The sequence below is a fragment of the Micromonospora sp. NPDC048040 genome (genome assembly GCF_055587185.1).
Genome location: NZ_JBVJGT010000001.1, coordinates 445,718 through 470,427 on the forward strand (window position 1 = coordinate 445,718; position 24,710 = coordinate 470,427).

The 24,710-nt window shown below is 74.4% G+C and carries 23 protein-coding genes; 13 read left to right on the plus strand and 10 right to left on the minus strand.

Annotated features, from left to right (window positions below):
* Positions 1-4: 4 nt before the first annotated feature.
* Both ACZ6O2_RS02015 and ACZ6O2_RS02020 read right to left on the minus strand, forming a co-directional pair.
* Complete coding sequence (locus ACZ6O2_RS02015; RefSeq protein WP_350711645.1) at positions 5-1,759, minus strand: ATP-binding protein; 1,755 nt, start codon at positions 1,757-1,759, stop codon at positions 5-7.
* 143 nt (positions 1,760-1,902) lie between these two features.
* Positions 1,903-2,649 carry a pyrimidine reductase family protein gene (locus ACZ6O2_RS02020; protein ID WP_466021680.1) on the minus strand — a complete coding sequence of 249 codons (747 nt, stop codon included), beginning with the start codon at positions 2,647-2,649 and terminating at the stop codon, positions 1,903-1,905.
* Positions 2,650-2,799: 150 nt separating this feature from the next.
* On the opposite strand from ACZ6O2_RS02020, the gene ACZ6O2_RS02025 reads away from it, so the two are divergent.
* The 6 genes from ACZ6O2_RS02025 (at position 2,800) to ACZ6O2_RS02050 (ending at position 9,529) form a co-directional block, all read left to right on the plus strand.
* A complete protein-coding gene (locus ACZ6O2_RS02025; RefSeq protein ID WP_466021681.1) occupies positions 2,800-3,345 on the plus strand; it encodes a plasmid pRiA4b ORF-3 family protein in 546 nt (181 codons plus the stop codon).
* 349 nt (positions 3,346-3,694) lie between these two features.
* Complete coding sequence (locus ACZ6O2_RS02030) at positions 3,695-4,987, plus strand: ABC transporter substrate-binding protein (protein ID WP_466021682.1); 1,293 nt, start codon at positions 3,695-3,697, stop codon at positions 4,985-4,987.
* 155 nt (positions 4,988-5,142) lie between these two features.
* Positions 5,143-6,114 (plus strand): carbohydrate ABC transporter permease, encoded by a 972-nt coding sequence (locus ACZ6O2_RS02035; protein ID WP_466021683.1) that lies wholly within the window; start codon positions 5,143-5,145, stop codon positions 6,112-6,114.
* Positions 6,115-6,125: 11 nt separating this feature from the next.
* On the plus strand, positions 6,126-6,968 hold the full coding sequence (locus ACZ6O2_RS02040; protein ID WP_466021684.1) for a carbohydrate ABC transporter permease: 843 nt from the start codon (positions 6,126-6,128) through the stop codon (positions 6,966-6,968).
* Entirely contained in the window at positions 6,965-8,398 is a 1,434-nt protein-coding gene (locus tag ACZ6O2_RS02045; RefSeq protein WP_466021685.1) for a GH1 family beta-glucosidase, read from the plus strand. Before ACZ6O2_RS02040 ends, ACZ6O2_RS02045 begins: the two co-directional genes overlap by 4 nt.
* 84 nt (positions 8,399-8,482) lie before the next feature.
* Entirely contained in the window at positions 8,483-9,529 is a 1,047-nt protein-coding gene (locus tag ACZ6O2_RS02050; RefSeq protein ID WP_350711657.1) for a LacI family DNA-binding transcriptional regulator, read from the plus strand.
* Between the two features lie 131 nt (positions 9,530-9,660).
* Here ACZ6O2_RS02050 and ACZ6O2_RS02055 read toward each other — a convergent pair whose 3' ends face one another.
* Positions 9,661-10,878 (minus strand): acyl-CoA dehydrogenase family protein, encoded by a 1,218-nt coding sequence (locus ACZ6O2_RS02055; protein ID WP_466021686.1) that lies wholly within the window; start codon positions 10,876-10,878, stop codon positions 9,661-9,663.
* Positions 10,878-11,966, minus strand: a complete 1,089-nt coding sequence (locus ACZ6O2_RS02060) for a phosphotransferase family protein (RefSeq protein ID WP_466021687.1) — start codon at positions 11,964-11,966, stop codon at positions 10,878-10,880. Before ACZ6O2_RS02060 ends, ACZ6O2_RS02055 begins: the two co-directional genes overlap by 1 nt.
* A gap of 150 nt (positions 11,967-12,116) precedes the next feature.
* Between ACZ6O2_RS02060 and ACZ6O2_RS02065 the strand changes: the two genes are divergently transcribed.
* Together ACZ6O2_RS02065 and ACZ6O2_RS02070 are read left to right on the plus strand one after the other, a co-directional pair.
* On the plus strand, positions 12,117-12,821 hold the full coding sequence (locus ACZ6O2_RS02065) for an ACT domain-containing protein (protein WP_466021688.1): 705 nt from the start codon (positions 12,117-12,119) through the stop codon (positions 12,819-12,821).
* Positions 12,822-12,940: 119 nt separating this feature from the next.
* Entirely contained in the window at positions 12,941-14,002 is a 1,062-nt protein-coding gene (locus tag ACZ6O2_RS02070; protein WP_466021689.1) for a GNAT family N-acetyltransferase, read from the plus strand.
* A gap of 58 nt (positions 14,003-14,060) precedes the next feature.
* On the opposite strand, the gene ACZ6O2_RS02075 is transcribed toward ACZ6O2_RS02070, so the two are convergent.
* From ACZ6O2_RS02075 to ACZ6O2_RS02085, 3 genes are all read right to left on the minus strand, one after another.
* Complete coding sequence (locus tag ACZ6O2_RS02075; protein WP_350711666.1) at positions 14,061-15,626, minus strand: aldehyde dehydrogenase family protein; 1,566 nt, start codon at positions 15,624-15,626, stop codon at positions 14,061-14,063.
* A 425-nt stretch (positions 15,627-16,051) separates the two neighbouring features.
* The gene (locus tag ACZ6O2_RS02080) at positions 16,052-16,846 is read right to left on the minus strand and encodes an LPXTG cell wall anchor domain-containing protein (protein WP_466021690.1); all 795 of its coding nucleotides are present in this window, start codon (positions 16,844-16,846) and stop codon (positions 16,052-16,054) included.
* 372 nt (positions 16,847-17,218) lie between these two features.
* A complete protein-coding gene (locus tag ACZ6O2_RS02085) occupies positions 17,219-18,178 on the minus strand; it encodes a hypothetical protein (RefSeq protein ID WP_466021691.1) in 960 nt (319 codons plus the stop codon).
* A gap of 126 nt (positions 18,179-18,304) precedes the next feature.
* Here ACZ6O2_RS02085 and ACZ6O2_RS02090 point away from each other — a divergent pair, with 126 nt between their 5' ends.
* The 3 genes from ACZ6O2_RS02090 (at position 18,305) to ACZ6O2_RS02100 (ending at position 20,829) form a co-directional block, all read left to right on the plus strand.
* Complete coding sequence (locus ACZ6O2_RS02090; protein WP_350711671.1) at positions 18,305-18,829, plus strand: DUF488 domain-containing protein; 525 nt, start codon at positions 18,305-18,307, stop codon at positions 18,827-18,829.
* 66 nt (positions 18,830-18,895) lie between these two features.
* A complete protein-coding gene (locus ACZ6O2_RS02095) occupies positions 18,896-19,411 on the plus strand; it encodes a SigE family RNA polymerase sigma factor (RefSeq protein ID WP_350711672.1) in 516 nt (171 codons plus the stop codon).
* Positions 19,411-20,829: a WD40 repeat domain-containing protein gene (locus tag ACZ6O2_RS02100; RefSeq protein ID WP_350711674.1), complete on the plus strand. Its 1,419-nt coding sequence runs from the start codon at positions 19,411-19,413 to the stop codon at positions 20,827-20,829. The genes ACZ6O2_RS02095 and ACZ6O2_RS02100 overlap by 1 nt, the downstream gene beginning before the upstream one ends.
* Here the strand turns inward: ACZ6O2_RS02100 and ACZ6O2_RS02105 are convergent.
* The 3 genes from ACZ6O2_RS02105 to bioB are packed head-to-tail and all read right to left on the minus strand — an operon-like array spanning position 20,819 to position 22,621.
* On the minus strand, positions 20,819-21,325 hold the full coding sequence (locus ACZ6O2_RS02105) for a GNAT family N-acetyltransferase (protein WP_350711675.1): 507 nt from the start codon (positions 21,323-21,325) through the stop codon (positions 20,819-20,821). The genes ACZ6O2_RS02100 and ACZ6O2_RS02105 overlap by 11 nt on opposite strands.
* Before the next feature lie 5 nt (positions 21,326-21,330).
* A complete protein-coding gene (gene bsaP, locus ACZ6O2_RS02110; RefSeq protein ID WP_466021713.1) occupies positions 21,331-21,570 on the minus strand; it encodes a biotin synthase auxiliary protein BsaP in 240 nt (79 codons plus the stop codon).
* A gap of 55 nt (positions 21,571-21,625) precedes the next feature.
* Complete coding sequence (gene bioB / locus ACZ6O2_RS02115; protein ID WP_350711677.1) at positions 21,626-22,621, minus strand: biotin synthase BioB; 996 nt, start codon at positions 22,619-22,621, stop codon at positions 21,626-21,628.
* Between the two features lie 155 nt (positions 22,622-22,776).
* Between bioB and ACZ6O2_RS02120 the strand changes: the two genes are divergently transcribed.
* Together ACZ6O2_RS02120 and bioD are read left to right on the plus strand one after the other, a co-directional pair.
* Positions 22,777-23,913 (plus strand): 8-amino-7-oxononanoate synthase, encoded by a 1,137-nt coding sequence (locus tag ACZ6O2_RS02120; RefSeq protein ID WP_350711679.1) that lies wholly within the window; start codon positions 22,777-22,779, stop codon positions 23,911-23,913.
* Between the two features lie 79 nt (positions 23,914-23,992).
* Positions 23,993-24,697, plus strand: a complete 705-nt coding sequence (gene bioD / locus ACZ6O2_RS02125) for a dethiobiotin synthase (protein WP_350711717.1) — start codon at positions 23,993-23,995, stop codon at positions 24,695-24,697.
* Positions 24,698-24,710: the final 13 nt, after the last annotated feature.

Genomic DNA, 24,710 nt, shown 5'->3' on the forward strand with positions numbered 1-24,710 from the left:
CCCCCTAGAACGGGATGTCGTCGTCGCTGGCGCCGCCGCCGGAGCCCACCACCGCGAACGGGTCGGCGGACTGGGTGATCGACCGGAGCGTCTCCGACGGCGCCCGGCCGGCCTCGGAGACCCGGGTGGCCCAGGCCGGGAACGGGAACTCCAGGCAGAGCGGCACCGGGATGTCGGGCTGGTTGACGAACATCGTGCCGGGCTTGGCCAGCAGCGCGCGCTGCCGCTGGGCGGGCGGCAGGAAGCCGTACTCCGGGCGGGACGCCTCGGCCGGGTCGAGCCGGCCGACCACCCGGATCGCCGAGTTGGTGACGATCCGCCGCTCCACCTCGCTCGCCGTCTGCTGGGCGCCGACCAGGATCACCCCGAGCGAGCGGCCTCGCTCGGCGATGTCGAGCAGCACCTCCTTGATGGGGGAGGAGCCCTCGCGGGGGGCGTACTTGTTGAGCTCGTCGAGCACCACGAAGAGCAGCGGCTTGGCGGTGCCGGCCTTCTCCTTGCGCTCGAACTCGCTCTTGAGCGTCACGCCGACCACGAACCGCTGCGCGCGGTCCGGCAGGTTGTGCAGGTCGACCACGGTGACCTGGGCGCTCTCGGCGGTGTTGATCGAGTGCGGGCGGCGGGTGGCCAGGTCGCCCCGGATCAGCCGGGACAGGTCCTTCTTGCTGCCGATCAGCCGGCGGGCGAACGCGTTGACCGTGCCCAGCCCGACCGCGCTGCCGGCCCAGTCGGAGCGGGTCTCGTCGTCGTTGAGCTGCTCGACGACGTGGTCGACCAGGTCGGCGTACGAGCCGAGCCGCACCCCGTCGATGCTCACCCCGCCGTCGGCGGGCTGGGCGTGCCGGGCCAGGTGGGCGGCGACCGAGTGGACGACCATCGTGTACTGCTGGCGCTCGTCGTCGGCGTCGGCGAAGACGTAGGGCAGCAGGCGGTCGGCGCAGAACTCGGCGAGCGTCCAGTAGAAGCTGTCCACCCCGGTGAGCCGGCTGCTCACGTCGGGCGTGCCAGAGGAGTCGCCGACCCTGGGCGGGGCGTAGACCCGCACGTCGGGGAACGCGCCGGCGGTCAGGCCGAGCTTCGCGTACGCGGCGCGGGTGGCGTCGTCGAGCCGGGTGTTGGGATGGTCGAGGAAGAGCAGGTCCTCGCCCTTGACGTTGAAGATGAGCGCCTTGGCGTTGACGGCGTCGCCGCCGAGCACGCCGGAGCGGAAGACCGAGTAGAGCAGGAAGGTGGCGAAGCTCGTCTTCGTGGCGACGCCGGAGATGCCGGAGATCGACACGTGCGCGCCCCGGCTGCCGTCGAGGAAGTCGGCGTTGAGGTAGACCGGCACCCCGTCGCGGCCCATCCCCATCGGGATCCGCCGCTCCATCCGGTCGAAGTGCAGAGCCCGCGCCCGGGCGTCGCCCTCGGCGCGGTGCACCACCGCACCGGGCGACGGCGGCACGTAGAGCTCCGGGTCGACGCGGGTGGTGGTGATCTCGGCGGCCTCCTGCACCTGCGCCGGCAGCGTGCCGTCGGCGATGGCGAAGACGTCGGAGTCGAACTGGGCGCCCTCGTGCCGGGCGCGCACCTGGGTGACCACCCCGGCGATCGTCACCGGCTCGCGGTCGGGCAGCTCCCGGCGGGTCACCACGACGTCGTCGAGCTGGAGGTAGCTGCCGGGGGAGACCGCCGTCCAGAACTGCAGGGGGGTGGCGTCGGCCGTGCCCAGCACCCGGCCGACCTCCTCGCCCGGGCCGTCGAACCCGTCGTCAGTCATCGGGCAACTCCGGTCGGCTGGTCGTCGCGGTCGGGGCACACGTGGTGCATCCTGCCGCAGGAGTACGACAGGTTGCCACGCGACGCGGCGGACGCCACGCACCCGGCCCGCCACCCCGTCGCAGGGTGCCCGCCCGACCACGCTCAGTCGCGGGCGTAGCGGAGCATGAGGACGCCGTCGGCGGCGGCCAGCACGTGCCGCAGCGGCAGGTGGCGCACGTCGCTGGCCTCCCCGGCGGTGATCCGCCCCGGGCCCGCCCCGGCGAGCAGCGGGGCGACGGTGAGGCAGACCTCGTCCACCAGGTCGGCGGCGGTGAGCGCGCCGAACAGCCGCGGCCCGCCCTCGCAGAGCAGCTGGTCGAAGCCGCGGCGGCGCAGCTCGGCCAGGCCCGCGGCGAGGTCCACCCGGTCGTCGCCGCAGCGCACCACGTCGGCGACGTCGGTCAGGCCGGGCGGCGCCGCCGCGTCGGACCGGGTGAGCACGACGGGCCGCGTCGGCGCGTCGGCGAACGCCGCCTGCGCCGGATCGAGGTCGAGCGAGCCGGAGACGACGACCAGGGTCGGGTACTCGGGCAGCCCGTGCTCCCGGCGCCACGCCCGGCGCCGCTCGTCGAGCCGGACCGCGCGGTAGCCCTCGTGCCGCAGGGTGCCGGCGGCCACGACGAGGGCGTCGCAGAGCATCCGCAGCAGGCCGAAGACGCGCTTGTCCGGCTCACCGGAGAGCCCGGCGGAGTACCCGTCGACGGCGACCGCGCCGTCGACGCTCGTCACGAAGTTCACCCGCAGGTACGGGCGCTCCGCGCGCCCGTAGCGGGCCGTGAGCGCGGCGTCGTCCAGCGGCTGCGCCGACGGGTCGGGCCAGAGCGCCGAAATCGGGATTCCGACGCTCATTCGCCGGCCGGACCGGTGACCGGAGGGGTGGGTCGGGGGGTACGGTGCTGGCAGTCGCACCAGTTCCGCCCCGGACAGTCGTCGTGCCGCCTCGCCCGGCACGCTCGGCAGATCATGCTCGCAGCCTATGCCGAGGAAGGATGGGACAGCATGCCGCGTCAGATCTTCCAGCTGAAGATTTCCCTGGCCGGGGTCCGGCCGTCCGTCTGGCGCCGGGTGCTCGTCCCGGGCGGCTACACGCTGGACCGGGTGCACCGGGTGGTGCAGCACGGCATGGGCTGGCGGGACTGCCACCTGCACTCGTTCGAGATCGAGGGCCGGCAGTACGGCGAGCCCGACGCCGACGGCGAGCTGGCCCTGCGCGACGAGCTGGACGTCCGGCTCGACGCGGTGGTCGGCAAGGGCAGCCGGTTCCACTACACCTACGACTTCGGCGACTGGTGGGAGCACGACCTGGTGGTGGAGGACGCCTTCACCGCCGACCCCGACGAGCGCTACCCGTCCTGTCTGGACGGGGAGCGGGCGTGCCCGCCGGAGGACGTGGGCGGGCCGGTCGGCTACCAGGCCCTGCTGGCCGCGGTGGCCGACCCGGGCCACCCCGAGCACCGGTCGATGCGGGACTGGGTGGGCGAGAGCTTCGACCCGGCCGCCTTCGACGCCGGCCGCGTCGCCACCCTGCTGCGCCGCTTCTGCTGACGCTGCTGACCCGGCACCCTGCTGCGGCCGGTCCCGCTGACACTGCCGGCTCCCGCACCCCGTTCCGGCCGGCTCCGCTGACGACGGCCGGCCGGGTCGCCGCACCGCCGGCTGACCTTGTCGGCGTCCCGGCGTCGCCGGAGCCGCCCTCGCGGTAACGATCTGGGAACGCTCCCATGGGCCTATTGACACCCCTGACGCCCGTCGGCAATCTCATGGGAGCGCTCCCGGAGGCGTGGCACGGCTCACCGCGCCCGCTCCGGCCGCCGGCACCGTCCGGCAGCGGCGGTGCGCACGGCATCCCCCACCACACCCGATCCAGCCTCACCACCGAAAGAGGGGTCTCCCGATGAGCCTCACCACGCGGCGTACCCGCATGGCGGCCGCCGCCCTGGCCGCGATCACCGCCATCGGCGGTCTCGCGGCCTGCGGCAAGGACGACGACGCGCCCGCGGCCGGCGAGAAGCCCGCGAAGCTGGTCGTCGACACGTTCGGCGAGTTCGGTTACGACGAGATCGTCAAGCAGTACGAGAAGGACACCGGCATCAAGGTCGAGCTGCGGAAGGTAGCGCAGCTCAACGAGTACCGGCCGAAGATCGTCCGGGCGCTGGCCACCGGCAAGGGCGCGGCCGACGTGGTCGCCCTCGAAGAGGGCATCCTCAACGAGTTCAAGGCCAACCCGGCCAACTGGGCCGACCTCGCTCCGCTGGTCGCCGACCACAGCAAGGACTACCTGCCCTGGAAGTGGGAGTTGGGCAAGGCGCCGGACGGCCGGCTGATCGGCCTGCCGACCGACGTCGGCAGCCTCGCCGTCTGCTACCGCCGCGACCTGTTCCAGGCGGCCAGGCTGCCGGTCGAGCGGGACCAGGTGGCCGCCCTCTGGCCGGACTGGAACGCCTTCATCGAGACCGGCAAGAAGTACCGCGCCGCCACCGGCAAGGGCCTGCTCGACTCCGTCACCACCGCCGCCAGCGCGGTGATGTTCCAGCAGGGCGGCGACCTGTTCTACGACAAGGACGACAACGTCGTCGCCGACCGGAGCGCGGCGGTGAAGACCTCCTGGGACACGGCGGTCGCGATGGCCGACGCGAACATCACCGCCGAGACGGCCACCTGGTCGCCGGAGTGGTCGGCCGGCTTCAAGCAGGGCACCTTCGCGGCGACCTTCTGCCCGTCCTGGATGCTCGGCATCGTCGCGGACAACTCCGGCCCGGGCAACAAGGGCAAGTGGGACGTCGCCCCGGTGCCCGGCGGGGCCGGCAACTGGGGCGGCTCCTGGCTCGGCGTGCCGACCCAGAGCAGGTACCCGAAGGAGGCGGCGAAGCTCGCCGAGTACCTGACCAACGCGCAGAGCCAGGTGGCGGCTTTCAGGCTCAAGGGCCCGCTGCCGACCAACCTGGAGGCGCTGAAGAACCAGGAGTTCCTCGGCTACACCAACGAGTACTTCAACAACGCGCCGACCGGCAAGATCTTCGGTGACAGCGTCGCCAGGATCCAGCCGCTGCACCTCGGCCCGAAGCACCAGGCGGTGAAGGAGAACGCGTTCGAGCCGGCACTGCGCTCGTACGAACAGGGGCAGGCCACGAAGGACAAGGCCTGGGAGCAGTTCACCAAGGACGCCAGGACGCAGGGCGCCTTCTGACCCACCTCGTCGCCAGGTGGCGTCCGGGCCCACACCCGGACGCCACCGGCGCCGTCCCCGTTGCGCCTCCGGACGCCACCGGCGCCGTCCCGTTCCGCGTACCACCGCCTGGGCGTCGGCGCGCGCCCCGCGCCGACGCCGGGAAAGGACCCCGCATGAGCCTCTCGGCCACGACGGCGCCGCCGTCGCCCGCCGCACCGCCACCCCGCCCGCCGTCGCGGCGCCGCTCCCGGTCGCACTCGCTGACCCGCCTGGACCTGAAGTACTCGCCGTACCTGTACATCGCGCCGTTCTTCGTGGTCTTCGGCGTCTTCGGGCTCTACCCGATGCTGCGGACCGCCTGGATGTCCCTGCACGACTGGAACCTGATCGGCGACCACAGCTTCGTCGGGTTCGACAACTACGTCGCCCTCGCCAAGGACGACTACTTCTGGAACGCCACGCTCAACACCTTCGGGATCTTCCTGCTGTCGACCGTCCCGCAGCTGCTGCTCGCCCTGTTCCTGGCGAACCTGCTCAACCGCACGTTCCTGCGCGCCCGCACGCTGTTCCGGATGGCGATCTTCATGCCGAACGTGGTCTCGGTGGCCGCCGTGGCGATCGTCTTCGGCATGCTCTTCCAGCGCGACTTCGGCGTGGTCAACTGGCTGCTCGGCTTCGTCGGGATCGACCCGGTCGACTGGGACGCCGAGCGCTGGAGCTCGTGGACCGCCATCGCCTCCATGGTCAACTGGCGGTGGACCGGCTACAACACCCTGATCCTGCTCGCCGGCATGCAGGCCATCCCGCGCGACCTGTACGAGGCGGCGGCGCTCGACGGGGCCAGCCAGTGGAAGCAGTTCTGGCGGATCACCCTGCCGATGCTCACGCCCACCTTCGTCTTCGTGGTGGTCCTGTCCACGATCGGCGGGCTCCAGCTCTTCACCGAGCCGCTGGTCTTCGCCAACGGCAACATCATCGGCGGCGACCAGCGCGAGTTCCAGACCCTGGCCATGTACATGTACGAGCTGGGCATCGAGAACCTCAACACCGCCGGCTACGGTGCCGCGGTCGCCTGGGCGATGTTCCTGATGATCGCGCTCGTCTCGGGGATCAACTTCCTGCTCGTCCGCCGTACGGTGAAGTGAGGAACGCCCAGATGAACTCGGCCTCCCGGCGCCTGTGGCGCACCAGCCCGCTGACCTACGTCGCGCTCGTCCTGGCGACGCTCTTCTCGATCTACCCGTTCTACTACATGGTGGTCATCGCCACCCGCAGCCTGGACTCGATCAACGACGTCCCGCCGCCGGTCACGCCGGGCGGGTCGTTCGGCGACAACTTCGGTCGGGTGCTCGACAACGAGGCGGCCAACTTCCTCACCGGCCTGCTCAACTCGGTGATCGTCTCCGCCGTCGTGACGGTGTCCGTGGTGATCACCGGCTCGCTGGCCGGCTTCGCCTTCGCCAAGCTGCGCTTCCGGGGCCGCAACGCCCTGCTGCTGACGATCATCGTCACCATGATGATCCCGACGCAGCTCGGGCTCATCCCGCTCTGGGGCATGATCCAGGACCTGAACTGGTTCGACACCCTCTACGCGGTGACCGTGCCGTTCCTGGTCAGCGCGTTCGGCGTGTTCATGATGCGGCAGTACGCCACCCAGGCCATCTCCGACGAGCTGATCGAGGCGGGCCGGGTGGACGGGGCGAGCACCTTCCGGATCTACTGGAGCATCGTGCTGCCCGCGCTGCGCCCGGCCGCCGCCGTGCTCGGCCTGCTGACGTTCATGGAGACCTGGAACTCGTTCCTGTGGCCGTACGCGGTGCTCACCTCGGAGAACCCGACCCTCCAGGTCTCGCTGGCCTTCCTGTCGTACGCCTACTACACCGACTACTCGCAGGTGTTCGCCGCCACGGCGGTCGGCACCCTACCGTTGGTGATCGTGTTCGTCCTGTTCGGCCGCCAGATCGTCGGCGGCATCATGGAAGGCGCCGTCAAGTCGTGAGCAACCCCGCCACCCCGCCCGCCGTCGGCGTCCTCGCCGACCGCCCGCCGCTGACCTTCCCGCCCGGCTTCCTCTGGGGCGCGGCGACCGCCGCGTACCAGATCGAGGGCGCGGCGGCCGAGGGCGGCAGGACCCCGTCGATCTGGGACACCTTCAGCCACACCCCCGGCCGGGTGGTTGCCGGGCACACCGGCGACGTGGCCTGCGACCACTACCACCGACTGGGGCCGGACGTCGCGCTGATGGCCGAGCTGGGGCTGAGGTCGTACCGGTTCTCGGTCTCCTGGCCCCGGGTGCAGCCGGGCGGCTCCGGCCCGGCCAACGCGGAGGGGCTGGACTTCTACCGGCGGCTCGTCGACGAGCTGCTGGCGCACGGGATCGAGCCCTGGCTCACCCTCTACCACTGGGACCTGCCGCAGCCGCTGGAGGACGCGGGCGGCTGGCCGGCCCGGGACACGGCCGCGCGGTTCGCCGACTACGCCACTCTCGTCGCCGACGCGCTCGGCGACCGGGTGCGCTACTGGACCACGCTGAACGAGCCGTGGTGCTCGGCGTTCCTCGGCTACGGCTCCGGGGCGCACGCGCCGGGCCGCTCCGACGGGGCGGACGCCGTCCGGGCCGGGCACCACCTGATGCTCGGCCACGGCCTCGCCGTGCAGGCGCTGCGCGCGGCCCGGCCGGCCGCCGAGGTCGGGGTGACGGTCAACCTCTATCCGGTCACCCCGGCCAGCGACGCGCCCGCCGACGTCGACGCCGCGCGGCGCATCGACGGGTTGGCCAACCGGTTCTTCCTCGACCCGCTGCTGCGCGGGTCGTACCCGGCGGACCTGATGGCCGACCTCGCCCGGGTCACCGACTTCGGGCACGTGCGCGAGGGTGACCTGGCGGCCATCGCCACCCCGCTGGACCTGGTCGGCGTCAACTACTACAGCCGCCACGTCGTCGCCGCCCCGGTGGCGGGCGCCGAGCCGGAGCCGTACTGGCGGACGCCGTCCTGCTGGCCGGGCAGCGAGGACGTCCGCTTCGTCACCCGGGGCGTCCCGGTCACCGACATGGACTGGGAGATCGACGCCCCGGGCCTGGTGGAGACGCTGCGCCGGGTCCACGAGGAGTACACGGACCTGCCGCTCTACGTCACCGAGAACGGTTCCGCCTTCGTCGACGCGGTGGTCGACGGGCGGGTCGACGACGTCGACCGGGTGGCGTACTTCGACGCCCACCTGCGCGCCGCGCACGAGGCGATCGAAGCCGGCGTTCCCCTGCGCGGCTACTTCGCCTGGTCGCTGATGGATAATTTCGAGTGGGCCTGGGGCTACACCAAGCGGTTCGGGATGGTCTACGTCGACTACGACAGCCAGGCCCGGATCCCCAAGTCCAGCGCCAGGTGGTACGCCGAGGTGATCCGACGCAACGGTCTGGCCGCACAATAGGCGAGGGCCAGCCAGCAACGGGCGGCCCCGGCAACCACCCGCCCGGGTTGGGCCGGGGCCGGCCCGCCGTCGGAGGAGCAGACGATGACAACGCAGCGCACCCGGTCGCTCGGGCGCCCGACCCTCGACGCCGTCGCCGCCCGTGCCGGCGTCGGTCGCGGGACGGTCTCCCGGGTGGTCAACGGCTCACCGCAGGTGAGCCCCGAGGCGCGCGCCGCGGTGCAGCAGGCCATCGCCGAGCTGGGGTACGTGCCGAACCGCGCCGCCCGCGCCCTGGTCACCCAGCGCACCGACTCCATCGCCCTGGTCGTCTCCGAGTCCGGCGACCGGGTCTTCACCGAGCCGTTCTTCGCCGGCATCGTCCGGGGCGTCAGCTCGGGGCTGCTGGAGACCCCGTTGCAGCTCTGGCTCGCCATGGTGCAGTCGCCGATCGAGCGGGAGCGGGTCGAGCACCACCTGACCAACCAGCACGTCGACGGGGTCCTGCTGCTGTCGCTGCACGACTCCGACCCGCTGCCCACCCTGCTCGAGGAGCGCGGCCTGCCCACCGTGCTGGGCGGGCGGCCGGCCGGGATGCTCCAGCCCGGCGCGCAGCCCGCGTACTACGTCGACGTGGACAACGTCGGCGGCGCCCGCCAGGCGGTGGAACACCTGGCCGGCCGGGGGCGGCGGCGCATCGCCACGATCGCCGGCCCGCAGGACATGGGCGCCGGCCTGGGCCGCCTGACCGGCTACAAGGAGGCGGTCCAGGCCGCCGGGGGCAGGGTCGACCCCGACCTGATCGCGTACGGGGACTTCAGCGAGGACAGCGGGGCGGCCGGGATGCGCCGGCTGCTGGAGGTCTGCCCCGACCTCGACGCCGTCTTCGTCGCCTCCGACCTGATGGCGTTCGGCGCGCTGCGGGCGCTGCGCGAGGCGGGCCGGCGGGTGCCGGAGGACGTGGCGGTGGTCGGCTTCGACGACGCCCCGATCGCCCGGCAGTCCGACCCGCCGCTGACCACGGTCTTCCAGCCGGTGGAGGAGATGGGCCGGCAGATGGCCCGCCTGCTGATCTCCCGCATCCGCGACGAGAAGCCCCCGTCCCCCCACCTCCTCCTGAACACCACCCTCATCCAACGCGCCACCTCCTAACCCCCACCCCCCCCGGCCCGTGCCGTTGATCATGAAGCTGTCGGCGATGGCATCGCGTGTCGCGGCAACTTCATGATCAACGAGGCGAGCAGGGGTGGGGAGCGCGGTGGGGTGGGGTGGGGTGGGTCAGGTTAGGGGAGGGGGTAGCGGCGGAGTTCGCGCTTGGCGAGGGACGCGCGGTGGACCTCGTCCGGGCCGTCGGCCAGGCGCAGGGTGCGGGCCTGGGCCCAGAGGGCGGCCAGCGGGGTGTCCTGGCTGACGCCGGCGCCGCCGTACGCCTGGATGGCCTTGTCGATCACCCACTCGGCCATCGCCGGCGTGGCGATCTTGATGGCTTGGATCTCGGTGTGTGCGCCCTTGTTGCCCACGGTGTCCATCAGCCAGGCGGTCTTGAGCACCAGCAGGCGGGCCTGCTCGATGCGCACCCGCGACTCGGCGATCCACTCGCGCACGACGCCCTGCTCGGCGAGGGGCCGGCCGAACGCGACCCGCTCGGTGACCCGCCGGCAGAGCAGCTCGAGGGCCCGCTCCGCCATGCCGACCAGCCGCATGCAGTGGTGGATCCGGCCGGGGCCGAGCCGGGCCTGGGCGATCGCGAAGCCGGAGCCCTCCGCCCCGACCAGGTTCTCCGCCGGCACCCGGACGTCGGTGAAGTCGATCTCGGCGTGCCCGCCGTGCGGGGCGTCGCTGTAGCCGAACACGGTCATGCCCCGGTGCACCGTGACGCCGGGGGTGTCCCGCGGCACCAGGATCATGCTCTGCTGGCGGTGCCGGTCGGCTCCCGGGTCGGTCTTGCCCATCACGACGAAGATCTCGCAGGCCGGGTCCATCGCCCCCGACGACCACCACTTGCGCCCGTTGACCACGTAGTGGTCGCCGTCCCGGGTGATCCGGGTGGCGATGTTGGTCGCGTCCGAGGAGGCGACCTCCGGCTCGGTCATGCAGAACGCCGAACGGATCTCGCCCTCCAGCAGCGGCAACAGCCAGCGCTCCTGCTGCTCCGGCGAGCCGAACTCGGCGAGCAGCTCCATGTTGCCCGTGTCCGGGGCGGCGCAGTTGACCGCCTCCGGCGCGAGGTGCGGGCTGCGCCCGGTCAGCTCGGCCAGCGGGGCGTACTGGAGGTTGGTCAGCCCGGCGCCGTGGCGCGGGTCGGGGAGGAAGAGGTTCCACAGGCCGCGCCTGCGCGCCTCGGCCTTCAGCTCCGCCAGCACCGGCGGCCGCGCCCACGGGTCACCGGCGGCGGCGACCTGCGCGGCGTGCACCGGCTCGGCGGGATGGACGTGCTGCTCCAGGAAGTCGGTCAGTTCGGCCCGCAGCGCTTCCGTGCGGGCGTCGTACGCGAAGTCCATCACCGCTCCCCGGCGGCGGTCAGCCCGTGCTCGACCAGCGGTGCCACCATGTCGCCGATCCGGTCGAAGCCCTCGCCGAGCGTCTGCCCGAGCGTGTGCCGGTAGTGGATGCCCTCGCAGATCACCGCGAGCTTGAAGCAGCCGAGCGCGACGTGCCAGTGCAGCGGCCCGACGTCGACGTCGCCGCGCCCGGCGTACCGCTCGATCAGCTCCGACCCGGCGGGGAAGCCGGCGCGCGGGCCGAGCCCGTCGGCGACCGGGTTGCCGGCCGCCGCGTCGCTGCCGCCGAGCACGTCCCAGTAGGTCAGCAGCAGCCCGAGGTCGGCCAGCGGGTCGCCGAGGGTGGCCATCTCCCAGTCGAGCACCGCCCGGACGGCCACCGGGTCGACGGTGGCGAGGAGGTTGTCCAGCCGGTAGTCGCCGTGCACGATCCGGCCCGCGTTGGCGCCCTCAGGCGCGGTGGCGGCGAGCAGGTCACGCAGCTCCTCGATGCCGGGCAGCGGCCGGCTGCGGGAGCGGTCGAGCTGGCCGGACCAGCGGCGGACCTGCCGGGCGAGGTAGCCCTCCGGCCGGCCGAAGTCGCCCAGCCCCACCGACGCCGGCTCGACGGCGTGCAGGGCGGCGAGGGTGTCCATCATCGCCATCGCCAGCTCCCGCCGCTGGCCGGCGGTGAGCGGGTCGGTCTGGGCGCGGGTGCGGAACACCTCGCCGCGCACCCGCTCCATCAGGTAGAACGGCGCGCCGATCACCTCGGGGTCCTCGCACAGCAGCAGCGCCCGCGGCACCGGCACGTCGGTCGGCGCCAGCGCGGAGATCACCCGGTGCTCGCGGGCCATGTCGTGCGCGGTGGCCAGCACGTGCCCGAGCGGCGGGCGGCGCAGCACGACCTCCTGCCCGCCGGCGTGCAGCAGGTAGGTCAGGTTGGACTTGCCGCCGGCGATCAGCCGGGCCCGCAGCGGACCGTCGGCCAGCTCGGGCCGGTGCCGCGCCAGGTGGCCGGCGAGCCGGTCGAGATTTAGCCCTCGGGGCGAGGTGGCGGGGGCGGGGCCGCTTCCCGGCCCGTACGCGTCGACGGCCGGCTCGGTCATCCGACTAGTTGATGGCAGCTCCGTCAGGTTGTCAAGGTCGGATTTGACCCTCGGGACATGCCGCTGCAACAGGGGCGAAACGGCCAGGGGTCAGGCTGGTGCCCAGCCTGCCGGCCAGCGGTGCCGGCCCGCCGAGCGGAGGGTTCAGACATGTTGCTGCGAGTTCGGGTCACCCTGCCGGACCGTCCGGGCACGCTCGGCCAGGTGGCGCGCACGATGGGCGTGTCCGGCGCGGACATCGTCCAGGTGGTCGTCCTGGAGCGGCTCGGCGGTCGGGCGGTGGACGACTTCACCGTGGTCTGGCCGGGCGCGGCGCGGGTGGAACGGCTGCTGGCCGGCCTGGCCGCGATCCCCGGGGTCCGGGTGGACGGGGTGTGGCGGGCGATCGGCGCGCCCACCACCACCGGGCAGGACGCCGAACTGCTGGCCCAGGTCGCGGCGAACCCCGCCGAGGGGGTGGCCACCCTGGTCGACGCCGTGCCCGGGCTGCTCGCCGCCGACTGGGCCGTGGCCGCGGTGGTGCCTGTGGACTGGGCCGCGCGGACCGGCACCACGGGGGAGGCGACCGTCGGCTACGCGAGCTGGCGCGCACCCGTACCGGCGCGGTTGCCCGAGGTGACCCCGCTGCGCGCCCGGGCGATGACCGCGCCCGACGGTGGACACTTCGCGGTCGCGCCGTTCGGCCGGGCCGGCCTGGTGCTGGTGGTGGCCCGCGAGCGCACCGGGACGCCGGCCGCGGCGGCGTTCCACGCCACCGAGGTGGACCGGCTGGCGCAGCTCGTCCGGGCCGGCGCGGTGATCCTCGGCGACCGGCTCGACCTGGTCGGGGCTCCGCCGGCGGTGGCGAACCCCTGAGCCCGGCCCGCCCGACGGTCACGGTGGCGCAGGTCGCGGCGGCCGATCCGGGCCGTCACTCCGGGGCAACCGGCCCGCAACAGCCGGCGGCGAGGGTCGTACGGGGAAGGGAGGCAACCATGACGTTGTGGCGGATCCGGGCGACCGTGGACGACCGGCCGGGCTACCTGTCGGTGCTCACGGCCAGCCTGGCGTTGCGCGGGGTCAACATCCTCGCCGTGCAGGTGCACACCACCGAGCGGGGCGCGGTCGACGACTTCCTGGTCGACGCGCCGGACGCGCTCGACGAGGCCGACCTCGTCGCCGCCGTGGAACGGGGGCGGGGCCGGGACTGCTGGGTCGCGCGCAGCGAGGCGCGCGGGCTGGCCGACCAGCCCACCCGGGTGCTCGGCCTGGCCAACCGGCTCGTGCGGGACCCGGACGCGGCCGGGGAGGCGCTGCGTGCCCTGCTCGGCGCGGACACGGTCACCTGGCGGCCCACGCCGGCCGGCGCCGGGGCCGGGATCACCGGCACCACCATGCTGCTGGCCGACCCGGGCGGCGGCGCGTTCACCCTGCGCCGCGTCGCCCCGGACTTCACCCCGGCCGAGTACGCCCGGGCGCAGGCCCTGCTGGAGCTGTCGGCCACGGCCGCACGTCGGGCCGCCGAGCAGGTCACCCTGGTCCTGCCCGACGGGACCGAGGCGGCCGTACGCCCGGCGGGTGCCGACGACCTGGCGGGCGTGGTCGAGCTGCACGAGGCGTGCTCGGCGCGCAGCCGGTACCGCCGCTACCTGGGCGGCGCGGCGGCGCCCTCGGCGGCCCGGCTGCGCCGGCTGCTGGAGCCGGCCCGGGGCCTGACCCTGCTCGCCACGGCCGGCGGCGACGCCGGGGAGGCGGAGACGGTGCTGGCGATGGCGAACCTGCTCGCCGAGGGCGACGAGGCGGAGGTGGCGCTGCTGGTCCGCGACGACTGGCAGCGGCGGGGGCTCGGCTCGGCCCTGCTGCGCCGGCTGGTCCGGCACGCCGAGCAGGCCGGGTACGCGGCCCTGGTGCTGCACGTCCACGCGGAGAACGCCCCGATGCTACGCACCGTGCGGCGGCTCGGCCGGCCCACCCCGACCGAGCGGGACGGCGGCCTGGTGGCCGTGACCGTCCCGCTCACCGCCGGCGCCCCCGTGGCGGGAAGGGCACCGTGTTGACCCCTTCGGTGCAGGAAGGCCCCCTGCCAGGCGTCGACAGGGGGCCCTTCCCCGCACCTCAGGTGGTCGGGTAGCTGCTGTAGTCGGGGAAGTTGCCGTAGAGGCGACCGCCGCCGCCCACGGTCACCGCCTGCACCAGCAGGTCGCCGCCCACGAAGGCACCCTTCCAGGACGCGCCCCGGCCGCCGAACGGCTCGTCCCGGTCGCCCCGGGAACGCGGCTTGTTGATGCCCACCTTGAACGCCTGGAGGTCGACCGCCAGTTTCCCGGCCAGCTCCTCGTCGTCGCAGGCCAGCGAGGCGACCAGCGCGCCGTTGGAGGCGTTCATCGCGGCCAGCAGCTCGTCGGTGGTGTCCACCACCACGATGGTGTCGACCGGGCCGAACGGCTCGGCGTGCATCAGCCGGGACCGGCCGGGCGGGGCCAGCAGCACCGACGGCGCCACGTACGCGGAGGTGTCCTGCCCGTCCAGGAACGGCGCGCCGGCGAGCTTGCCCCGGTGCAGCGGCACCGCGCCGCCGCGTACCGCCTCGTCGACCTTGCGGCGCAGCTCGTCGGCCTTGGCGGCGCTGATCAGCGGGCCGAAGTCCAGCTCGGGCAGCGGGTCCCCGGCGGTCCAGTCGTCGCCGACGGCGAGCGGGTGTCCGAACCGGACCGAGCGCACCACCGGCAGGTACATGTCGAGGAACTCGTCGACGAGGTCCCGCTGGACCACGAAGCGCGGGTACGCGGTGCAGCGCTGCTTGCCGTACTCGAAGCCCTTCTTGAGGTGCCCGGCGAGCAGGTCCCACTGCGAGAAGTCCCAGATGCCCCAGGCGTTGAGGCCCTCCTGCTCGATGAAGTGCCGCTTGTCGGAGTCGAGCAGCGCGGCGGCCACCTTGCCGCCGTTGGAACGGCCGCCGACGAACGCCACCGCGCCGACCTCCGGGGCCCGGACGAGCACCTCGGAAAGTTCCTCGCCGCCGCCGGACACCAGCGTGGCGGGCAGCCCGGCCCGGCGCATCAGCGCGTGCGCGACGGTGAGGCAGACCGCGCCGCCCTGCGACGGGGTCTTGGCGATCACCGCGTTGCCGGCGAGGAGCTGCACCAGCTCGGCGTGCACGAGCACGCTCATCGGGTAGTTCCACGACGCGATGTTGCTGACCGGCCCGGGCAGCGGCTCCCGGCCGTCGGCGAGCATCCGGTCGATCTCGCCGACGTACCAGCGGACGCCGTCCAGCGCCCGGTCCACATCGGCGCAGGCCAGCCGCCACGGCTTGCCGATCTCCCAGACCAGCAGCAGGGCGAGCAGGTCGCGGTGGGCGGTGAGGGCGTCCAACGCGTCGGTGACCCGGGCCTTGCGCTCGGCGAGCGGGGTGTCGGCCCAGGCGCGGTGCGCGGCGGCGGCGTGCGCCACCGCCGCGCGGGCGGTCTCCGCGTCGAGGCGGGGCAGGTTGACCAGCACGGTGTTGTCGACCGGGGTGCGGACCGGGCTGGGCGTGCCCACCGCGTGCCAGTCGCCGCGCACGAGGTTGTGCAGCGTGGTGACGCCGTCGACCGGGGCGCCGAACGCCTCCGGCGCGGCGGCCACCGCGCGGGCGAGGGTGTCGGGCCAGGCGGTGCCGTCGGCAAGTCGTAGAGCCATCGCATCTCCTCAGGGTTGGCCGGGGGAGCGGCGGCGTCGATGGCACCGCTGGTGTCGCGTACTGTCGCGCGCCGGAAAGCGGCGCGGCAACCGTACGTTCGTATGCCGGAACGCCCGGCCCGCGCCCGGCCGGCCGCAACGCGACTTCCCGTCCGCCGACCACGCCCCTGAGCAGGGTGTACGCGGACTATGCATCCATAGGCTTAGATGATGTGATGAACGTCCGGGCGGCGCCCACCGGGCCTGCCGTCAGTGCTCGGAGCCGGCCGGCGCCAGGCCGGGCGCGAGCGGTTCCGGCGGCTCGACGCGCCGGCCGTCGAGCCGGAAGTGGCGCCGGCCGACGGGTGCAACGGCGGCTGGCCGGACCGAAACGGCGACCGGCCGCCGGACGAGGTGTCCGGCGGCCGGTCGGGTGCTGGGTGGGATCAGCTGGTGAAGGTGATGTTGTCGCGCCGGCGGCGCAGCATCAGCAGCGCGCCGCCGCCGATCAGGACGAGGCCGCCCAGCGCGATGCTGGTCGTCGCCACGCCGGTCAGCGGCAGGCCGCCCTCGTTCTCGTCGTCGTTGCCGCCACCGCTGCCGCCGGTGCTCTCCGACGGCGTGACGGAGCCCGACGGGGAGACCGACTCCGACGGCGAGACGGACCCGCTCGGGGAGGTGGACTCCGACGGGGACACCGACGTCGAGGGCGACACCGAGGTGGACGGCGACGGGGAGGTCGGCACCGACGGGCTGGGGGACGGCGACTGCGTCGGGGCGGTGCCGGCGCAGGTGTGGCTCAGCTTGAAGCTGTCGGCCACGCCCGTGATCGTGGCGCTGCCGCCGGCCAGCGTCCACCCCGCCGGGGTGAACACGTAGGCGTGCTTGACCTGGCCCTCGTTGCCGTTGGCCGAGAGGAAGTCGGGGTAGGCGTCGGTGGGGTCAGGGATCTTCACCGTCACCGTGGCGCCGGTCAGGTCCTTGAAGGTGAGGGTCAGGTTCTCGAAGTCACCCGCGGTCTTCCTGCCACCGTCGAGGACGAAATGCCAGCCGTCGTGATCGGCCGGCCGGTCCTTGAACTTGGGGTCGTCGCACTCCTCCTGAAACTTCGCCGTCTTGCCCTCATGGGGCTTGTGCAGAGGGATGGTGCTGGACGCCCAGGCGGGGGTGGCGAGCGCGAGACAGGCCGTGGTGGCGACGGTGGAAACGGCAGCGCGCACCACGCGCCGACGGTGTGCCATGAGGACTCCTCTGGAGTTGATCGAGGGGACAGCACATGATCGCACAATGCGTGACGGTCGTGGACATCGGTCGATCGGCCTGAGCAGCGGCGACGCGGCAAGATGAGCGGCTCGGCGTTCGAATTCCTCACTCTTCGCAGGCGTGTCGATGTAACGCGATCGGCCCCGCGGACGCTCCACCCCGAGATCGGTCCCTCCTGGCCGCCCGTCACGGCACCCACACCGCCCCGAGCCCCGGCCCGCCGGGGCTCGCACACGACACCCACACGACACCCACACCGGCCGCGGCCCCGGCCCGCCGTCCCCATGAACTCGCCGGTCACGCGGATCTTGGACAGTACCCGTTCGCGAGGTGCGGAAACTGTCCAAGATTTACTTCGCGGGTCGCCAGCCGGCGGCGACGAGGGCACGGCGGACGGACTCGGCGACCTCGTCGGGGCGGGCGCGGACCAGCCACGCCGGGAAGCGGAGGATGCGGTCCCCGGAGGTCCAGACGTCGTTCTGACGCTTCATGTCGGCCGCCCAGTGCCGGACGTCCATGTGGTGCGCCCCGTCGATCTCCACATGCAGCCCCCACTCCCGCCAGTACGCGTCGAGCCACCGGGTGCGCCCGGAGGCGTCGGCGCGCCGCTGCTGGAGACCGGGCGCGGGCAGGCCGTGGCGGCGGCAGAGCCGGACGAAGTCGAGTTCCGAGAGCGCCTCCGCGCCGCCGGAGATGTCGGCCACGGTCTGCCGGATCAAAGCCCGCCGACGGGCTCGGGGCAGCGCCTCCACCACGGCCGACAATTCCTCCGGCGTGACCCGGCGCTGCTGACAGCCCGCCGCCAGCGTCGCCTGCGCCTGATCGACCGTACGGGCCCAGCCGGCCGCGTCCACCAGTGCCCGGGCGGTGCAGGTCCGCGGCGGACGGGCGCGCTGGAGATGCGCCGCCGGCAGCACCGACGTGCGGTGCACGACGATCGCCGGCATGTCGATCGGCAGCCGGCCCAGCACGGTGCGGCCCGCCCGCCGGTGTGCCGGCACGAGCACGTGCAGAGGATCCCGCCGCAGCCCGCGTACGCCCGCCTCGGCGGCAGCCGTCGCGCCGGCCAGCACGGCCCCGGGACCCGTGGCGAGCACGGCCACCCACAACTGCTGGTCCCGGGTCAGCCGGCCGTTGCCGGTGAGCAGGACGCCCCGGCAGATCGAGCGCCAGCGCCCGGAGCGGACGTGTCCGCGTACGGTGCCCTCGGTCAGCAGCCGGGCCGCCTGGGCGGTGGTGACGACGCCGGCCTGGTCGAACGCCAGCCAGTCGAACGCGTCGGCCTCGTCGGCGGGAAGGATGGGCCACATCCGTCCCACCATCGCCGCCCGCCCGGCCCCGCGCCGCCGGATCCCCGACCGCCCGGCCCACAGATCTTGGACAGCTTCCGTTTCCCGAGGACGGTAACTGTCCAGGATTCGGGGCATCCCCTCCACGTGGAGCTGGTGACGGTGGGGCACGGGGCGGCGGACCGGACGCGGCTGGGCGAGCTGCTCGCCGGCGCCGGGATCGCCCTCGTCGTGGACGTGCGGCGGTTCCCCGCGAGCCGCACCAACCCCGACGTCCGCAGGGAGGAGCTGGCGCGCTGGCTGCCGGCGGCCGGGATCGACTACCGCTGGGAGCAGCGCCTCGGCGGGCGGCGGCACACCCCGGCCGGCACCGCCGAGCCGGACAGCTGGTGGACCGTCGCCGCCTTCCGGGCGTACGCGGCGTACACCCGTACCGCCGACTTCCGGGCGGCGCTGGACGCGGTGCTCGCGGACGCGGCGGCCCGGACCACGGCGGTGATGTGCAGCGAGAGCGTCTGGTGGCGCTGCCACCGGCGGCTGATCGCCGACGTGGCCGCGCTGGGGCGCGGCGTGCCGGCGGTCCACCTGATGCCCGACGGACGGCTCACCCCGCACCGGCCCGCCGTCGGGGCCCGCCGGCTCGACGGCGGGGACCTTGTCTGGGACGGCTGAGAAAATCTCCCACCGGACCCACCCGTCGGGGCGTCGCCGCGCGTGGTCCCGGTCGGGAGGTGGGGTGTGGACCCTGAGGAGTCGTTCCGCGCGTACGTGTCGGGGCGCATCGCGGCGCTGTCCCGCGCGGCGTGGCTGCTGACCGGCGACCGCCACCAGGCCGAGGACCTCGTCCAGCTCACCCTGGTGCGGGTCGCCCGGCACTGGGAGCGTGTCAGCGCGGCCGGCGACCCCGACCCGTACGTGCGGCGCACCATGTACAGCCAGCACGTGTCGCTGTGGCGGCGCCGGTGGCGGGGCGTGGACCTGCGGGCCGAGCCGCCGGAGCGGGCCCTGCCGGACGGCAGCGCCGACGTCGCCCGCGCCCTGGTGGTGCGGGCCGCGCTGGCCCGGCTGGCGCCCCGGCAGCGGGCCGTGCTGGTGCTGCGCTTCTACGAGGACCTCACCGAGGTGGAGACGGCCCAGACGCTCGGCTGCTCGGTCTCCACCGTCAAGAGCCAGACCCGGGACGCGCTGGCGCGGCTGCGTACGCACGCTCCCGAACTGGCCGAGCTGGTCGGCGCGACGGCGGGGGAGGCGTGATGGGCGAGGAGCTGCGGAACGTGCTGCGGGATCTGGGCGAGCGGATGCCACCGGTCCGGCTGGGCGACGACCCGTGGACGGCGGGACGGCGGCTACGGTCGCGGGCGCGCCGGCGTACCGCCCTGGTGTCGCTGGTGGTGGTGCTGGCCTGCGCCCTCGGCGTGCCGGTGACGCTCGGCGCCGTCGAGCAGCGGTCGATGACGGGCGCCGTGCCCGCCGCCGTGCCGCACCGGATCGGGCTGCCGTACATGTGGCAGGCGACCGTCGAGCAGGATCCGCCCGGCCGGGCGTCGCTGCTGTTCAGCGGCGGCGACCACCTCGGCCTGCGTGGCATCGACCCGATCGACCACGAGGGCAAGGTGGCGGTGCTCGGCATGGGCGGGAAGTACCGCATGCTGCTCTACGGCGACGCAGAGCGCAGCGCCGGGATCGACGTGCTGCTCTCTCCGGACAGCCGGTACGTCGCGGACGGTTCCGCCGACGGGTGGATCCACGTCACCGACCTCACCACCGGCGAGCGGCGGGACTTCGCCGGCGGGGCGGACAGCACCTGCTGCACCACCCCGGTCGCCTGGGCCCCGGGCGGCGACGCCCTGCTCGTGCTGTACCACGCCGACGCCGACGCGGACGGCGACGGGGTGTACCCCAGCCGGCTGCTCCTGCTGGACCTGGCCACCGGCGCCGCCCGCCGGCTGGGGGGCGAACTCGGCGACCGGTGGGATCTGCGTACCGGGTCGCTGGCCGCGTTCTCCCCGGACGGCACCCGGATCGCCGTCGACGCCGGCGGCGAGCTGACCATGCTGGACCGCTCCGGCGCGGTCGCCTGGTCCCGCGAGCTGGGGCCGGACGAGCGGCTCGCCGGGGTCGGCGCGTTCACCCCCGACGGCTCGGCGGTGGCCGTCTTCCGTCTCGACGGCTGCCGGAGCGGGTGCGACGCCGACCAGCGGGCCGCCCGCACGTGGCGGACCGGCTACGTCGACGCGGCGACCGGCCGGGACGGCAGCGGCCCCGCCCTGCCCCCGGCCGAGGGGCAGGCCCTGCGCGCGCTGGGCTGGCGCAACGGCCGCGCCCTGGTCGCGCTCAGGTACGTTCCGGAGCCCGGCGTGACCATGGGGGAGACCGACGACTGGGACGACACTGGCTACTGGGAGACCGGCCACGTCCAGCTGGTGTCGCTGCGCCCCGACGGGCGCGTCCAGGTGCTGCTGGACCCGCCCGACGGCGTGCGGGCGATGGACGTGGCGCGCCACCTGATGGAGGCAGGCCGGTTCGGCGCCACCGCCCCCGACCCGCGTCCGTTCCCGGCCCGGCCGCTCGTTCTGCTGCCGGCCGTGCCGGTGCTGCTGGTGGTCGGCGGCGGGGTCGCCGGGGCGGTGCTGTGGTGGCGGTGGCGTCGGCGCCGGGCGGTCAGTCGGTGAGCTCGTCGGCGAGCAGGTCCATCAGCAGCCCGTCGTGCCAGCGGCCGTCCTCGCCGCGCTCGTAGCGGCGCAGCACGCCCACGGGACGGAAGCCGACCCGGGCGTAGCTGCGCACGGCCGGGGTGTTCGCCGCCGCCGGGTCGATGGTGAACCGGTGGTGCCCGTGCGCCTCGACCAGGTGCCGGACCAGGGTGCGGATCGCGTCCGGCCCGAGCCCCCGGCCGTGCACCGACGGGTCGAGGAAGACGTCCAGGCTGGCGTGCCGGTAGTCCGGGTCGTCCTCGGCGTACCACTGGATGGCGCCGACCACCCGGCCGTCGTGCTCGATCGCGTACACCGACAGGTCGTCGTCGGCCAGGTCGGCCCGCACGGCCGCGGCGAGGTCGTCGCCGCCGCGCCACCAGCGCCGGACCTGCGGGGTGGCGCGGATCGCGGCGAGCGCCGGCACGTCGGCCGCGGTGGCCGGACGCAGCGTGACCGCCTTGCCCCGCAGCATCCCCCTCAGCCCCGGATCTCGCCGTGCTCGACGCAGAACGCCGCCCAGCCGACCGGCAGCACCTGCACCTTCATCCGGCGGCGGCAGCGCGCGCAGTACCGCGGCGGCTCCAGCTCGCGCGCCGCCCGGCAGGCCGTGTGGGCACCGGCGCCGGCCGGCTCGCCGCACCGGTCGCACCACGGGTCGCCGGCCACCCCGCCGCCCGCCGCCGGCACGGCGTCGCCCGTGGTCACCGGGGCGCTCACCGCCTCGCCCGTCGTCACCGGGGCGCTCACCGCGTCGCTCGTCGTCACCGGGCGCTCACAGCGTCGCGGAGAGCGCCTTGACCGGCATCTTCAGGTCGTCGAGCAGCTCGAGATCCGCGGTCGCCGGCCGGCCCAGGGTGGTCAGGTAGTTGCCGACGATCACCGCGTTGATGCCGCCCAGCAGGCCGTCGCGCGTGCCCAGGTCACCGAGGGTGATCTCGCGGCCGCCCGCGTACCGCAGGATGGTGCGCGGCATCGCGAGCCGGAAGGCGGCGATGGCGCGCAGCGCGTCCTTGCCCTCCACCACCGGCCGGTCGCCGAGCGGGGTGCCGGGCCGGGGGTTGAGGAAGTTCAGTGGGACCTCGTGCGGGTCCAGCTCGGCGAGCTGCGCGGCGAACTCGGCCCGCTGCTCCACCGTCTCGCCGAGGCCGAGGATGCCGCCGCAGCAGACCTCCATGCCGGACTCGCGGACCATCCGCAGCGTCTCCCAGCGCTCCTCCCAGGAGTGCGTGGTGACCACGTTCGGGAAGTAGGAGCGGCACGTCTCCAGGTTGTGGTTGTAGCGGTGCACGCCCATGTCGACCAGCTCGTCGACCTGCTCCTGGCTGAGCATGCCCAGGGACGCGGCCACCTGGATGTCGACCTCGGCCTTGATCGCGGCGACGCCCTCGCGCATCTGCTTCATCAGCCGGGCGTCCGGGCCGCGCACGGCGGCCACGATGCAGAACTCCGTCGCCCCGGTCGCGGCCGTCTGCCTGGCCGCCTCGACCAGCGACGGGATGTCCAGCCAGACCGAGCGCACCGGCGAGGTGAACAGGCCGGACTGCGAGCAGAAGTGGCAGTCCTCCGGGCAGCCGCCGGTCTTCAGCGAGACGATCCCCTCGACCTCCACCTCGGGGCCGCACCAGCGCATCCGCACCTCGTGGGCGAGCTGGAGCGCGGCGGGCAGGTGCTCGTCGGGCAGGTTCAGCACGGCGAGGACGCCGGCCTCGTCGAGACCGACGCCGTTCTCCAGCACCTGGGTTCGGGCCTGGTCGAGGATCTCTGGCATGGCTCGTACCCTACAAGGCCGCCCGGCCGGGAGAAACGGCCAGCGTGCCGGGCCGGCGGCGCCGGGGTGGACGCGCCGGGCCAGGTCCGGCGGGTGGTAATTTCGCCCGGCGGAAGCGGCCGACGACGAGCGGCCCGGGCGGCGTGGGGGTGACGGTGGCGGACTGGCTGGCGGCGCTCGACCGCCGCGCCGAGCTGCGCGCGAAGGCGGGGCTGACCCGCACGCTGCTGCCCCGGGCCGCCGGCGACGCCGTGGTCGACCTGGCCGGCAACGACTACCTCGGCCTGGCCACCCACCCCGAGGTCGCCGCCGCGGCGGCGCGGGCGCTGTCCGCGTACGGGCTGGGGGCCACCGGGTCGCGGCTGGTGCGTGGCTCCACCGACGCCCATCACGCGCTCGAGGACGCCCTCGCCGACTGGCTCGGCACCGACCGGGCGCTGGTCTTCTCGTCCGGCTACCTGGCCAACCTCGGGGCGGTCCGGGCGCTCGTGCGGTCGCGTACGCTCCTGGTCTCCGATGCCCACAACCACGCGTCGCTGATCGACGGTTGCCGGATCTCCGGCGCGGAGACCGTGGTGACGCCGCACGCCGACGTGGCGGCGGTGGCCGCCGCGCTCGCCGCCGCGCCGGGCCGGCCGGCGGTGGTCGTCACCGAGTCGGTCTTCTCCGTCGACGGCGACCTCGCCCCGTTGGCCCGGCTGCACGCCGTCGCCCGGGAGCACGGCGCGATACTGCTCGTCGACGACGCGCACGCCCTCGGGGTGACCGGCCCGGCGGGCGCCGGGGGCGTCGCCGCCGCCGGTCTCGCCGGCCAGCCCGACGTGGTGGTCACCGCGACCCTGTCCAAGGCGCTCGGCGGCGCGGGCGGCGTGGTCGCCGGGCCGGCCGCGCTCGTCCGGCACGTGGTCGAGACCGGGCGGACGTTCATCTTCGACACCGCGCTGCCCCCGGCGGTCGCCGCCGGCGTCCACGCCGCCGTCGGGCTGGCCCGCGCCGGCGACGACCTGCGCGCGGAGCTGGCCGAGCGGGCCGCCCTCGTGGTACGCCGGCTGGCCGCCGCCGGCCTGGCCGTCTCCGACCCCGACGGCGCGGTCGTCTCGGTCACCGCACCGGGGCCCGAGGCGGCGAGCGCGTGGGCGGCCGACTGCCGTGACCGGGGGGTGGCTGTCGGCTGCTTCCGTCCCCCGTCCACCCCGGACAGCCGGTCCCGGCTGCGGCTCACCATCAGCGCGGGGGTGCCCCGGCGGGACTTCGAGCGGGCCCTGGAGGTCATCGTGGAGTGTGCACCGTGAGCGCGAGGAGTGAGCCGGTGTTGCGAGCCCCGCGGTCGCGGACCGAGGTGACACGGTGACGGTGCCGTGGCGGGGGCCGGTGCTGGTGACCGGCACCGACACCGAGGTCGGCAAGACCGTGGTGACCGCCGCGATCGCGGCCGCGGCGCAGGCCGCCGGCCTGCGCGTCGCGGTGGTCAAGCCCGGCCAGACGGGTACGGCCACCGGCGAGCCCGGCGACGTCGACTCCGTCACCCGGCTGGCCGCCCCGCTGACCGGCCGGACCCTGGCCAGCTTCCCGGACCCGCTCGCCCCGCTGGCCGCGGCCCGGGTCGCCGAGCTGGAGCCGCTGGAGCTCTACACCGCCGTCGACGCGGTCCGCGAGGAGGCCGAGAAGCACGACCTGGTGCTGGTGGAGGGCGCCGGTGGGCTGCTCGTACCGATGGGGCTGCGGCCGTCGGGCGAGCCCTGGACGGTGGCCGACCTGGCGGTCTCGCTGGGTTCCCCGGCCGTGGTGGTGGCCCGGGCCGGGCTGGGCACCCTGAACCACACGGCGCTCACCCTGGAGGCACTGGAACGCCGGGCGGTGCCGGCCGGCGTGGTGATCGGCGCGTGGCCGGCAGACCCGGAGCTGGTGCACTGGGCCAACCTCACCGAGCTGGTGCCGCATCTGCTGGGCGCCCTGCCGGCGGGGGCCGGCGCGATGGACCCGGGGGTGTTCCGGCGGTCCGCGCCCGGCTGGCTCACCCCGGCCCTCTACGGGGTGCTCGACGACTGGCGTGCCTGGGCCGAGGAGATCAGCTGAGAACCTGACTTTC